The organism is Spirosoma areae (assembly GCF_054781775.1).
This window is the reverse complement of the sequence record NZ_BAAGTT010000046.1, coordinates 96083-108937: the sequence shown is the minus strand read 5'-3', so window position 1 is coordinate 108937 and position 12855 is coordinate 96083. Positions and strand designations below refer to the sequence as shown.

The window sequence follows — 12855 nt, the reverse complement described above, 5'->3', positions numbered from 1 at the left end:
GTCTGCTAAAGGTTCATGCACTACACACGCTGGCCAATAACAAATGGAGGTCGCTTAGGAATTTTAACTGGTTCCATTCGCTAGACGTTTACAGAAGGACCAAACTCACTATTGATATTTTCATACTTGCTTGAACTGGCTATAAGTGAGCACCGTAAGGGTTGTTTAAACCATAGTTTAAACCAAAAACAACTCAGCCAGTCAGCAACTAAGCTAACTGGCTGATTATCAATAGTGGGAGTTGACGGGTTCGAACCGCCGACCCTCTGCTTGTAAGGCAGATGCTCTGAACCAGCTGAGCTAAACTCCCTTTGCCCCGTTAGACGCCGTTGCGGTTTGGGACTGCAAATATAGTGGGCTGATGCCTGCTTTTGCAAACATCTACTCAAAAAAAGATAAACTTTTCTGCAAGTAGCTGATCGCCAACCGGTCCGAACGGCTATTCAAAATTCAGGTATAAGGTCACTGTGTGGGTCGTCAGCCTGTCGAGACCAATGCCCGCCACATTGGTCGACGGGCGGTAAAGATTAACTAAGCCGTGTGAAAAGCGCAGTTCAGGCGCGAGTTTAAAATACTCGAAAAATTGTTCGAACCCAACGCCGTACTCGATGGCAAAATCCATTGTGCTGGTACTGAGTTTGCTAACGCCCTGAATCTCCTTCCGGCGCACGTTGCTTTCGATACTGAATGCACCACCCGCCAGCAAATACATCCGGGTGTTATTGCGTCGCTCCGATTTATATTTGAGCAGCAAGGGAAAATCAAGCCAGGTCGATTCGCGGGTTTCGGTTTTTGAGTAGCCACCCGGATAATCATAATGCACCTCGCGGCTAAACAGGGAAACGGAGGGCGTCAGCCGTAAATCGAAGCGGTCGTTCAGATACGCATTCACCACAAAGCCCACCCGAAAGGCAGGCTTATTGGGCGAGTAAATCCGGTACGCTGAATCGGCAGTAAGAAACGTTGGGCTGTGCGTAACGCTGAAGCGGGTGACAGGTACGGCAAAGAAAAAACCGTAATGAATGAGTTTGTCATCGTACCGTTCGAGGTGCTTGCGAACGTATTTGTAAGACGTCTGCGCCTGACTCGGTGTAGAAATCAGGGTAGTACTCACTACCAAAACGATAAACGCAAGCGACAGCCGGAACGGGCGGCTGTTCAGGATTGGGCCAGCTTGTGACCGATGTAAATTGACGCGATGCCGAAGGTGAGCGGTATCCATTTGGTATTGATAAATCCAGCGGCTTCATAGATGTGCAGAAAGTCAGGACCGTCGGGGAAAGCCTGCACTGATTCGGGCAGGTAAGTATAAGCCGATGCGTCTTTGCTCACTACGCGCCCAATAAGCGGCAGGATGGTACGGGAGTAAAACCCGTACAGTTGTTTAAAGGGAAACTGGCGCGGATTCGAGAATTCCAGCACAACGCACACACCGCCGGAGCGCGTTACGCGGTGCATATCGGTCAAGCCTTTAAGCAGGTTCTCGAAGTTGCGTACCCCAAACGAAACGATGACAGCATCGAATTCATTGTCTGAAAAGGGCAAACGTTCTGAGTCGCCCGTTCGCAATTCGATAATTGAATCAACTCCGCGCTTCTTCATCTTCTCCCGACCAACTGCCAGCATGCCCTCCGAAATATCCACTCCAACAATTTTTTCGGGTTTTAGAGCGAGGGCTTCAAGGGCGAAATCGCCGGTGCCGGTGGCAATGTCTAAGATGGTTTTGGGCGAATAGGAAGGAGTTTTGCTTGACCGAAGTTCGCGGATGGCCCGTTTGCGCCACAGAATGTCGATACCACCACTCAACACATGATTCAGCAGGTCATACTTCGGCGAAATACTGTCAAACATCTCCGCAACCTGCTCACGTTTGGAGGTATCCTTATCTTTGTAGGGGACTACGGCCATTGATTAAAGAGTGAAAGAGTGAAAGAGTGAAAGAGTGAAAGAGTGAAAGAGTGAAAGAGTGAAAGAGTGAAAGAGTGAAAGAGTGAAAGAGTGAAAGAGTGAAAGAGTGAAAGAGTGAAAGAGTGAAAGAGTGAAAGAGTGAAAAAAAGACGCCTTATATTCGCTCTTTCACTCTTTCGCTCTTTGATACAAAGGTAACCTCATAACGGCAGGGTTCGCTCGAAAGTTTGTCATTGCGTCGGGTAATGCGTAGCTTCGACACACTTCCATACAACCTGATTGTCTATGCTTCCTTACGTTCTTCCTGCACTACTCGGCTTGAGTTCATTCATGGCGCAATTACCTGGCGATGAAGATCCCGTTACCAAAAAAGCGCACAAAATTCACCAGCGTGTACTAACCCTCGATACCCATGCCGACGCGCCAATTATGATGCAAAAAGCCGGGTTTGATGTTGGCGCTATGCACGATACCAAACGCGACGGCTCGCAGATTGACTTCCCGCGCATGAAACAGGGAGGCATGGATGCGATGTTTTTTGCGGTCTACACCTCGCAGGGGCCGCGCACCGATTCGGGCCATGCCGAAGCTAAACGGAATGCGCTGAACCAGTTTGACCTGATTCATAGAGCACTCAAAAAATACCCCGGTCTGGCCGAACTGGCCCTGTCGCCCGCCGACGCTTACCGCATTCAGAAAGCCGGGAAACGGGCGGTCTTTATTGGCATGGAGAACGGCTATCCAGTTGGCAAGGAGTTGTCGATGCTTAAAGCCTATTATGATTTAGGCTGCCGGTACATCACCCTGACGCACTTTGCCAATAACCTCATTGGCGATTCGTCCACCGACCCCGACGGCCCTATGTACGGCGGATTAAGTGATTTCGGCAAGAAAGTAGTACCCGAAATGAATCGGCTCGGTATTCTAATCGACGTATCGCACGTAGCCGACAGCACGTTCTACGACGTGCTGTCCCTCTCGAAAGCGCCCGTTATTGCGTCGCACTCGAACTGCCGCGCCCTGTGCGATTTTCCCCGCAACATGACCGACGACATGATTCGGGCCATTGCTGGCAAAGGGGGCGTTGTGCAGGTAAATTTCGTAAGTGATTACCTTAAAAAACCGTCGGATGCTCACCGGGTGGCTAAAACCAAAATCAGAATGTCGCGGGTAGGAAAAGTCCCTTCGGCAGATATGGAAGCCCGAATAATGGCCCAAACTGATTCGGTGTCAAAGATTTACGCTTCTGAGCGGGCCAGCTTATCGGATATTGTAGACCATATCGACCACATAGTTAAACTGGCCGGTATCGACCATGTGGGCATCGGCTCCGATTTCGACGGGGGCGGAGGGGTAAATGGCCTCGAAGACGTCAGTCAGATTGAGAACCTGACCGCCGAACTCGTGCGCCGAAACTATTCGGAAGCCGACATCGCCAAAATATGGGGCGGCAATCTGCTGCGGGTACTGGGCCAGGCGCAGGTGAAGTGATTGCAGACTAAAACGTAATGACAGTAGCCTGTTCCGGTTATTTTTTGTCATGTTTCCTTCGTCAGCATGACAAAAAACCTGCTTATCCCAAAATTACTCTCCCTTCCTCTAAACCCTCCTTCTCCTATGTCTGCCGAAGCTGTTTTTAAACTTGCCAACACGCTGGTTCTGCCGCAATGGCTGCTGATGGTTTTTGCCCCGCGCTGGTTCGTGACTAAATGGGTAATGAATTCGTACCTGATTCCGGTTGGTCTTGCTGTCATTTATGTGATTTATCTGTTTAGCGGAGGCCCGGTCGATTTTGGCGCATTTGGCACCTTGTCAGGTGTGAAAAATTTATTTGCGACGGGGGCTGATGGCGTTATGCTGGCCGGTTGGGTGCATTATCTCGCCTTCGATTTGGTAGCCGGTACCTTCGTTTTGCGGGATTCACAGGAGAAAGCCATCCCGCATTGGTTCATTATAATCCCCTTGTTTTTCTGCTTCATGCTGGGGCCGGTCGGCTTGCTTTTATATTGGTTAATTCGCACGGTGCGTACCCGAACCTTGTCAGCCTGACAGGTCACTAAATCACTAAAACCAATGAACACGTTTTTATCGACGCTCAGGAGCCGGAATGCCGTTCTGTACGGGTTCGGCTGGGTTTGCCTGATTGCCTGCCTTAGTTGTGCGGCTTTATCCCTGATAACCAGCGGACAAGTGCTGGGTATCAATGCATTTATTAAACCGGCAAAATTCTTTATATCGACAGCGATTTTTTGCTGGACGATGGCCTGGTATACAGGCATGCTCACCCAACGGCGAAAGGTGAGAATCTATAGCTGGGCGGTTGTCGTCATCATGGTCGTCGAACTGGGGATTGTCGTAGGTCAGGCTGCTTTGGGCAAATTATCACATTTTAATATCAGCTCTCCGGTCGATGGCCTACTGTTCAGTTTAATGGGGATGCTGATCACTATTTTTACCCTTTGGACGGCTTACATTGGCTATTTATTTTTTCGGCGCCAGCCATCAATGAATCGGCCTATGTCTGGGCTATCCGGCTGGGTATCCTGTTATTTGTCATCTTTGCTTTTGAAGGTTTCATGATGGCAAGCCGGTTGAGCCATACGGTAGGAGCGGCCGACGGAGGAGCAGGATTGCCCGTAGCGAATTGGAGCACGCGCTATGGGGATTTGCGAGTGGCTCACTTTTTTGGCATGCACGCCCTGCAACTGCTGCCTTTATTCGGCTACTATGTGGCTCGCCGACCCGTTCAGGTTATAGCGATGGCCGCTGTCTACCTGCTGTTCGTTACGTTTTTATTGATGCAGGCGCTGGCTGGCAAGCCAGTATTGGCTGGTTTGGGAAATTGACGGTAAAAAAGAGACGGGTTCATCTTTGACAATAAACGAGGCTGCCCAATGCCCTCACCGCACCGGCGACCCGGCCCAACCCCTTGTCATCGAATGAACCGTTCTGACTTTCTAAAAACCTCTGCACTTGCCAGTGCCACGCTCATCACCGACCCAATCCAGGTTCGGGCATTTATTACGCGCCAGCCTGCCCGGAAATACCGCACAGCCCTGGTTGGCTCAGGCTGGTGGGGAACCAACATCCTGCGGTGCGCCGTGCAGGCGGGTGAATCGAAAGTAGTCGCGCTTTGCGATGTAGACACCCGCCAACTCCAAAAAGCAGGTGATGAACTGAATAAACTCACGGCTGATAAACCCAAACTCTACCGCGACTACCGCGAGATGCTGGCCACCGAAAAGCCCGAAATCGTGATCGTGGCCACCCCCGACCACTGGCACCCGCTGGTGGCCATCGCGGCCATGAAGGCCGGGGCGCATGTGTACGTCGAAAAGCCCATCGGGCATACCATCAATGAGGGCAAAGCGATGGTAAAAACGGCCAGGCAAACGGGGCGTATCTGTCAGGTAGGAACGCACCGGCGGGTGTCGCCCCACAACGTATCGGGCATGGAGTTTTTGAAGTCAGGCAAAGCGGGAAAAATCGGGATGGCGAGGGCATTTGTGCATTATGGAGGTGGTGCCGGGCAACCCACACCCGACGCCGAAGTGCCTAAAGAAATGGACTGGAATATGTGGTGCGGGCCAGCCCCACTGCGGGCGTATAATCCAACGATGCACCCCAGAGGCTTCCGGGGGTATTTAGATTATGCAAACGGCACGCTCGGCGACTGGGGCATTCACTGGATGGACCAGATTTTGTGGTGGACGGAAGAAAAACATCCGCGCAAAATCTATTCGACCGGCGGACGGGCTATCCGAAAAGACAGCACCGATGCCCCTGACCATCAGGTAGCTACGTATGAATTTGAGGATTTTACCGTGGTGTGGGAGCATCGACAATTTGCCGGTAACAATGCCGAGAAAACCATGCCCGGCCAGGCCGTGGGTGTTTATTTCTATGGCACCGAGGGCACGTTTCACATGGGATGGCTCGACGGCTGGACGTTCTACCCGGTAGACTCGAAAAAACCGATCATTCATCAGGACCCTCAACTCAATAAACCCGACGATCAGAACATCGCGCAACTGTGGGCCAACTTTTTAGACAGCATTAAAACCAATAAACTCCCTATTTCCGACATCGAAATCGGGCACCGCTCCACCAACATGGCGCTTTTAGGAATGCTATCCATGAAACTTGGCCGGAGTATAGCCTGGGATGGCAGTCAGATTCCAAATGATCCCGAAGCCAACAAACTCCTGAGCCGCGCCTACCGGGGCGAATGGCAATATCCGACGTAGGGTATTTTATGCACTGTTTTACTGGGTAAATACATCATTTAGTGGTTGACTGACCGGGTTAGGAACGGTTTTACCCGTAATCGTTTGCTTTTTTGCCCGATTGGCCGCTTCTTGTGGGTATATCTTCTTCTTCATGGCAGAAAACCTTCCTAAGTCCGTTTCGTCAGCCGATGCCACGGCGGAACCCACTGAATTCAAACGGTCGCTAAGTCTCCTCGATTCCACCCTTATTGTTTCCGGTTCCATGATTGGCTCGGGCGTTTTCATCGTCACTGCCGACATGGCCCGTAACTTAGGGTCGTCGGGCTGGCTGCTTATGCTGTGGGTGCTGACGGGCGTGCTGACGGTGGCGGCAGCGCTTAGCTATGGCGAACTGGCCGGTATGATGCCCAAAGCCGGAGGGCAGTACATCTACATTCAACGGGCGTTTGGGCCGTTGACGGGTTTTGTGTATGGCTGGACGGTGTTCATGGTCATTCAAACCGGCACCATTGCGGCTGTTGCTGTAGCGTTCACCAAATACACCGCCGTTTTTGTCCCTGCCCTCGGCCCCGACAATGTGTTGCTGGCACTTGGGCCGGTTAAAGTTACTCTGGGATCCCTGTTTGCTATTTCGAGTCTGGTGCTGCTGACATGGCTCAACAGCCGGGGCGTGCAGAGTGGCAAGCTGATTCAAAACGTGTTTACATCGGCTAAACTCATCGCCCTGCTCGGTCTGATTGTGATTGGTATTGCGCTGGGAATTAGCAGCGGTTTACTCTCGACCAACCTGACTAATGCCTGGGAAGCCAGCCTGACATCGGCAACGGGCGAAATTGTGCCGTTAGCCGGGATCGCCCTGCTGCTGGCTTTTGGTACGTCGATGATTGGCTCCCTGTTTTCGGCTGATGCCTGGAATAACGTCACGTTCATTGCGGGCGAAATCAAAAATCCACGCCGTAACATTCCGCTGGCCCTGTTTTTCGGAACGCTCATTGTTACTACGATCTATTTTCTGGCCAACGTGTCATACCTTTCTCTGTTGCCCTTGAAAGGCGACCCGGCGGCTACGGATATTATTGGCCGGGGCATTCAGTTTGCTGAGGCCGACCGCGTAGCTACTGCCGCCGTTTCAACGGTTTTTGGCAATGTGGCCGTTGCGGCAATGGCCATTCTGATTATGATTTCGACCTTCGGCTGCAACAACGGGCTGATTCTGGCTGGGGCGCGACTTTATTACGCCATGGCAAAAGACGGCCTGTTTATCCGGCAGGCATCGCACCTCAACCAGAACGCGGTGCCGGGCCGGGCCTTATGGCTCCAGTGCATCTGGGCATCGGTACTGTGCCTGTCGGGAAAATACGGTGATTTGCTCGACTATTGCACGTTTGCGTCGCTGCTGTTTTATATGGTCACAATTGCGGGGCTGTTTCGACTCCGGCGCACCGAACCAACTACCGAACGGCCTTATCGGGCCTTTGGGTATCCGTTCGTTCCCGCTCTCTACATCATTGCTGCTCTGACCATCTGCGCGATTTTGCTGTATACCAAAACCTTCAACACCGGCATGGGACTGCTTATTGCGGGGTTGGGCATACCAGTCTACTTCCTGACAAAACGAAGCCAGCGGAGTCCGGAACAGGGTTAATGTTGACGTGTTTAAGTCGTTCTTAGCTACCTGTCAGGCAAACCGTTCCCTGCCCGGTGCGTCTTTTATCCGTCCACTGTCGCCATCAACGTCAGAGGCAGGCCGCCCTGAGAGTGAGTTTGGTGAGTTCAGGTGCGCGCCGTCGTCGATGCCAACGCCCAGCCGGTCCACCAGTTCACCCCCCAGCCAACCAGTAAAGCCTGCCAGCGCGAAGGCGGCAAACGATAACGCCAGCGCAAGAAAGGAGGGTAGATAACCAGCCTCATCGCGCCGGAGGAGCCAGCTTATGGCAAATAGCGCCAGCACGGTCACGTTGCCCAGCCCATGCACTAAGCCGATACGCTTGGCCCGCGTACCCAGCGGAATGGCGAACCAGTCAATCCAGCCGGGCACTGCCGCAGCCAGACCACCCAGCAATCCAGCAGTAATCATCCAGTAGGATACCAGCACAAAGGTCGAGTTGTCGGTCAGCAGATAGACGATATCGAAGATGGCGGCTGTTGCCAGCAGCCCAAAGGGGAACACGACCAGAATCGGGTGAGCCGCGTGTCCTGCTAATTTAATTTTGCTTTCCATAGGTGTTGAGTTGCGTTGTTTACAAGCCTATTTAACCCAAATGGATTTTATTTGTTCCCGAAGTTGAGGCAAGTTACCTCTGTAACTATTCGGCGTGCCAACCGTTTGTCAGACAGACACTTTCTTTTCGATACATGGCAGATTCCCAGGAAAACGAAACCGTCCGGACAGAAACCTTCAGCGATGGCGTTTTTGCGATTGACATTACCTTGCTGACGTTTCAGCTTAAGGCGCCGAGCCTGAGAGAAGCCACTTCCAGTAAAAACTTAGCCTTGGCTCTGCTTCACCAGTGGCCAGACTATATCGCGTATTTTATCAGTTTCACGACCATCTTCATCATCTGGCTCAATCACCACCGGATGTATAATGTTATCCAGCGTAGCGACGTGCGGTTCATGTTCTATAACGGCCTGCTGCTCATGCTGGTTACGATAATTCCATTCACAACATCGCTGCTTGCTGACTACATCAACACGCCTGGCTATCAGCTTTCGTCGGCGTTATATCTGCTGCTTTTTGCCAGTATAAACCTCACCTTGTTACTTATGTGGCGTTATGCCACTGAAAACTATCGGTTACTAAAACGGCCAGCCGCCAACGTTCGCGTTCAAACGGTTCGGACCAGCTATTTAATCAGCACGATCACCTATGCGGTTGCCGCCGGATTGTCGTTTTTAGTGCCCTCACTGAGTATTTTGGTGGGTTTGGTAATGGTGGTCTATTTATCCCGGCTAAAATATCACCGCGAAAAAGTCGTTTAAAACGATAGTGAACCTATGGTAATCAAGACATCACTCCGTTTTCTTAGTATCAGCTTGCTGGCAGGATGGTTAGGCGCCTGCACCGGTATTGGCCCGACCACGAATCTGTTCAAGCCATCGTCGCCACACGACCAGTACGAACAATCCCTTAAAGAGGCTAAACTCGACCGAACGGCTCTCGGTACTGACTGGCTTTCGGCCGGTGAACGTGCCCTTCGCGATTCGCTCAAAATCACGATTCCCTACCGCGAGAGCGGGTATTTTTCGGCGACCAAAGCATTTGCCGTTGGCTATCGACTCAATGCTCAACGGGGAGACCGCCTGTTAATCCAGGTGGAAACACAGGGACAAAAACAAACCCAGGTGTTTATTGATGTGTTTGCCGTAGAGGCCCGGAACCGCATTAGTTTAATGGCTGCTTCCAAAGCTGATACGAACGTGCTATCCTGGGAGCCTCGCCGAACACAAACGTTTCTGATCCGCATCCAGCCCGAACTGTTGCGAAACGCTCGTTACACCATCACCGTCACCCGCGAACCCGCGCTGAGTTTTCCGGTGAAGGGCCGCGACAGTCGGCAAATCAGTAGTTTCTTTGGCGCTTCCCGCGATGCCGGTCGGCGAAAGCACGAAGGCGTAGATATTTTCGCACCGAAAGGGACACCCGCGCTGGCCTCCGTCGATGGCATCATATCGGGGGTTGGCACCAACAGTTTAGGGGGTAATGTCGTGTTTTTATCCGATAATGACCGTAACATTCGGCTCTATTACGCTCACCTCGACCGGTTCAATGTTCGTGATGGTCAGCGGGTATCCACTGGTGATACGGTCGGTTTTGTGGGCAACACGGGCAATGCCCGCACCACCGGCCCGCATCTGCATTTTGGTATTTATGGATTCAGTGAAGGGGCAGCCGACCCGTTGCCGTTCATTCGACTTGGGCGGGGTCCGGCCAAACAAACGCTCTTGCCCGAATCGTGGCTGGGGGATTCCGTGCGAGTATCGGCGGTTCGGTCGGTGGTTCGGCTTGCTCCCACGGGCGACTCGCCTATCCTGCGGGAGTTGCCCAAAGCATCGGCCCTGACCGTACTGGGTGGCACGCAAACCTGGCTGCGGGTCGAATTGCCCGATGGCCTGACCGGCTACGTGGCCAGCAGCACAACCGAACCGCTAAACCGCTCGCTTCGGCGGTTGACCTTATCTGCTTCCGTCAATTTAGCCGATGCTCCCAATGAGCGGGCGGCTGCCATTAAACCGATGGGGGCTGGTTCAACGGTTGACGTGCTGGCTACAGCCAATGGCTTCCAGTTAGTTCGCAGCCCGGACGGGCAAACGGGCTGGTTGTCAGGCGTTTTGTTAAAGAGAGAATGAAAGAGCGAAAAACAGAGGCAAGCATTTTTCGCTCTTTCATTCTCTCGCTTCTTAAATTTTATTTAGACGCGCTCTAAATTAACGGGTACGTTGTATATTTGCTCTTTCATTTTTGTAATCATGACAAGTAACGTACCCGTAACGTATCAGGAGGTTTTCAGAACTGATAGGGGAGTTGTCTATCAGTGCGATAGGAGTAACCGAATCATTCTGGAATTCTGGGATACCCACACCCCCTTGTCGGCCCGCGATTTTATGCAGTTTCGGCGTATGGTCGAAACCGTTGATATTCAGCAAATGGCCCTGAGTACGGCGGCTGCTTATGATGTTGAAATCCTGACGCCACCCCGCTCCGAGCGGTGTTATGTGCTCACGCTCTGCGAGATTGTTCACTTGCGGGAGTTGCTCAATGGTGCCAAACTAATGCTGGAACTCAACGCGATGCTGCGCGAATGCGGGTGTTCACTACCTGCATAATCATACATAGACTGCTTCTAAATTTCCTGATAATCAGCCGGCTGCTTAACAAGAGCCGGTTTTTTTGTGTTGTTTTGTTATAGAAATTCTCACCGGATACCGGTCACTTATTATGAAAGATTTAGCAAGACTTCGCAGCGCTGTTAAGGAAAGCGTCGAGCTGGCGCTGAACCAGCAAATACAACTGGAAATGGTGTCGTCGTCGAAGTATTTGGCGATGGCAGGCTGGTGCGACCGGACTGGCTTCGATTATAGCGCAGGCTTCTTTTATAAGCAGTCGGAAGAAGAGCGCAAGCACGCCATGAAACTTTTCCATTACCTGTGCGACCAGGGCGCAACAGCCTGGTCGCCCGAGGTGCCGGCAGTTGCTCAGGAATTCGATTCACTACGTTCCCTATTTGAGGGCGCCCTGGAGCAGGAAATTGCCGTTACCGATTCAATTAATCGGATTATCGGCATCTGTCGTCGTGAAAACGATTACGCGACGGAAGAACTCCTGAAATGGTTTGTGAAAGAACAAGTGGAAGAAGAATACATTGCCCGTCGTTGTCTCGATCTGTTCGATCAGATTCCGGCTGACCAACTGTATTACTTAGACAAGAAAGTTTCCAGCGTTACCTACGACAATAACGTATTTGAGTAGAATTAACCTGTGAACACATGCAAAAAGGCGTCTACTACAGACGCCTTTTTGCATGTGTTTCGGATACGGGCATCACCATTTCGGCAGGGTAGCCTTACTCACCGCCCGCGTTGGGGTCTCCCAGGCTGTATCGGCTGGCGTACCGGTTTGCACAGTGTCGCAGTCTTCGAGTCGCTCCTGTAGTTCGGAGATTTTGCTTTCCTGCTGGGTGAGGTTTCGGCGAAGATCGGTGGTTGCATCTTCAAGCCGCTGATGCCGGTTATAGGCTACGCCAAGCAGCGCTGTAATGCCCAACAGCAGTATCAGGACTACAGCCAGTAGTGAATAGACGAGTCCTCGGCTTACAGCAGACATGACGGGTTAGTAATAGCGCAAATTAACAAAAAGCTATGCCCATAAAAAAACCTGCCATCCGTTGGGTAGCAGGTTTTTTACGTGCATTATAATAAGGCCTTACCGGGCCGCGCCATAATCCTGACCGGCGCTCTCCGGGAACTGCTTCATGATAGCACTTACCGTTTCGCGGAAGGCCTGATCGCGGTCACGTTCTTTGTTGCGGTTATTCAACTGACCCGTTGCCCAGCCCTGCCAGATAATATCGTTGGTGCGCGCATCCGACACGTTAATAACGACGCGGTTTTCTTCGTACTGCCGCGAGTATACGTTGTTACCCATACCACCATACCACCACGAATAGGGTGAGTACATGTTATTAGACTGAATTTGCTGCTTGTCTTTCGAGTCCATAAAGAACCGAACAACCAGGTCAGCTTCTCCCTGCGTTACGGGCTTATAGCCGCGTGCTTTCAACGACTGGTCGAGTGCATCGGCAATCCGGCGCTGGTTCAGGTTACTGCCCACAATCGGGTCGGCGTTGCGCTGACGGTCAGCTTCAATGCGATAGGTTGCAAACTGCCGAACATTTACTTTCGGGTCGTAATCGTATTTTACCGTAATGGCCGGGGCGCAGGACGCCAAGATGCCGACGATAAACAGACTGGTGATTATGCGGTTAATTTTCATGTGTTTTGAGTCGTTAATGGTATCGAACCGACTAATAAACGATAAAGAAACAGCCGTTCGTATACTGTGTCTTTATAACTAAAAATCAGGGCTATTCGTTCCGATTAGTATACACTACTTAAGGCCTATAGTAACGTATAAGTCATTGATTGTCAGGACTACTTTTCTGTTAAGTATTTTTAACAGTGTATGGAAAGGCACCTTCATAGCCAGCTGTTTTTTTAG

The 12855-nt window shown here is 51.6% G+C and carries 14 protein-coding genes and 1 tRNA gene; 9 read left to right on the top strand and 6 right to left on the bottom strand.

Translation table 11 applies throughout. From position 1 onward, the window contains the following. Positions 1-235: 235 nt before the first annotated feature. The 3 genes from ACYVI1_RS28340 to ubiE all read right to left on the bottom strand — a co-directional run bounded on the left by ACYVI1_RS28340 (position 236) and on the right by ubiE (position 1908). Positions 236-310, bottom strand: a tRNA-Val gene (locus ACYVI1_RS28340). Positions 311-439: 129 nt separating this feature from the next. Next, positions 440-1222: a type IX secretion/gliding motility protein PorT/SprT gene (gene porT, locus ACYVI1_RS28335; RefSeq protein ID WP_460914721.1), complete on the bottom strand. Its 783-nt coding sequence runs from the start codon at positions 1220-1222 to the stop codon at positions 440-442. Further along, the gene (gene ubiE / locus ACYVI1_RS28330) at positions 1159-1908 is read right to left on the bottom strand and encodes a bifunctional demethylmenaquinone methyltransferase/2-methoxy-6-polyprenyl-1,4-benzoquinol methylase UbiE (RefSeq protein ID WP_460914720.1); all 750 of its coding nucleotides are present in this window, start codon (positions 1906-1908) and stop codon (positions 1159-1161) included. The genes porT and ubiE overlap by 64 nt, the downstream gene beginning before the upstream one ends. Before the next feature lie 285 nt (positions 1909-2193). On the opposite strand from ubiE, the gene ACYVI1_RS28325 reads away from it, so the two are divergent. From ACYVI1_RS28325 to ACYVI1_RS28305, 5 genes are all read left to right on the top strand, one after another. Beyond that, the gene (locus ACYVI1_RS28325) at positions 2194-3399 is read left to right on the top strand and encodes a dipeptidase (protein WP_460914719.1); all 1206 of its coding nucleotides are present in this window, start codon (positions 2194-2196) and stop codon (positions 3397-3399) included. Positions 3400-3525: 126 nt separating this feature from the next. Next, on the top strand, positions 3526-3957 hold the full coding sequence (locus ACYVI1_RS28320; RefSeq protein WP_460914717.1) for an ABA4-like family protein: 432 nt from the start codon (positions 3526-3528) through the stop codon (positions 3955-3957). A 410-nt stretch (positions 3958-4367) separates the two neighbouring features. Further along, the gene (locus ACYVI1_RS28315) at positions 4368-4754 is read left to right on the top strand and encodes a hypothetical protein (RefSeq protein ID WP_460914715.1); all 387 of its coding nucleotides are present in this window, start codon (positions 4368-4370) and stop codon (positions 4752-4754) included. 93 nt (positions 4755-4847) lie between these two features. Then, positions 4848-6155, top strand: coding sequence for a Gfo/Idh/MocA family protein (locus tag ACYVI1_RS28310; RefSeq protein WP_460914714.1), 1308 nt, complete (start codon positions 4848-4850; stop codon positions 6153-6155). Between the two features lie 133 nt (positions 6156-6288). Then, positions 6289-7782, top strand: a complete 1494-nt coding sequence (locus ACYVI1_RS28305) for an APC family permease (protein WP_460914713.1) — start codon at positions 6289-6291, stop codon at positions 7780-7782. A gap of 33 nt (positions 7783-7815) precedes the next feature. On the opposite strand, the gene ACYVI1_RS28300 is transcribed toward ACYVI1_RS28305, so the two are convergent. After that, on the bottom strand, positions 7816-8358 hold the full coding sequence (locus ACYVI1_RS28300) for a DUF2231 domain-containing protein (RefSeq protein WP_460914712.1): 543 nt from the start codon (positions 8356-8358) through the stop codon (positions 7816-7818). A gap of 134 nt (positions 8359-8492) precedes the next feature. Between ACYVI1_RS28300 and ACYVI1_RS28295 the strand changes: the two genes are divergently transcribed. The 4 genes from ACYVI1_RS28295 to ACYVI1_RS28280 all read left to right on the top strand — a co-directional run bounded on the left by ACYVI1_RS28295 (position 8493) and on the right by ACYVI1_RS28280 (position 11607). Continuing rightward, positions 8493-9119: a TMEM175 family protein gene (locus ACYVI1_RS28295; RefSeq protein WP_460914711.1), complete on the top strand. Its 627-nt coding sequence runs from the start codon at positions 8493-8495 to the stop codon at positions 9117-9119. Positions 9120-9134: 15 nt separating this feature from the next. Further along, positions 9135-10487, top strand: a complete 1353-nt coding sequence (locus ACYVI1_RS28290; RefSeq protein WP_460914710.1) for a peptidoglycan DD-metalloendopeptidase family protein — start codon at positions 9135-9137, stop codon at positions 10485-10487. Positions 10488-10607: 120 nt separating this feature from the next. Further along, entirely contained in the window at positions 10608-10964 is a 357-nt protein-coding gene (locus ACYVI1_RS28285; protein WP_460914709.1) for a hypothetical protein, read from the top strand. Positions 10965-11076: 112 nt separating this feature from the next. Then, positions 11077-11607 carry a ferritin gene (locus ACYVI1_RS28280; protein ID WP_460914707.1) on the top strand — a complete coding sequence of 177 codons (531 nt, stop codon included), beginning with the start codon at positions 11077-11079 and terminating at the stop codon, positions 11605-11607. Positions 11608-11679: 72 nt separating this feature from the next. Here ACYVI1_RS28280 and ACYVI1_RS28275 read toward each other — a convergent pair whose 3' ends face one another. Both ACYVI1_RS28275 and ACYVI1_RS28270 read right to left on the bottom strand, forming a co-directional pair. Continuing rightward, positions 11680-11961, bottom strand: a complete 282-nt coding sequence (locus ACYVI1_RS28275; RefSeq protein ID WP_460914705.1) for a hypothetical protein — start codon at positions 11959-11961, stop codon at positions 11680-11682. A 99-nt stretch (positions 11962-12060) separates the two neighbouring features. Then, positions 12061-12630, bottom strand: a complete 570-nt coding sequence (locus ACYVI1_RS28270; RefSeq protein WP_460914703.1) for a DUF4136 domain-containing protein — start codon at positions 12628-12630, stop codon at positions 12061-12063. Positions 12631-12855 lie beyond the last annotated feature (225 nt).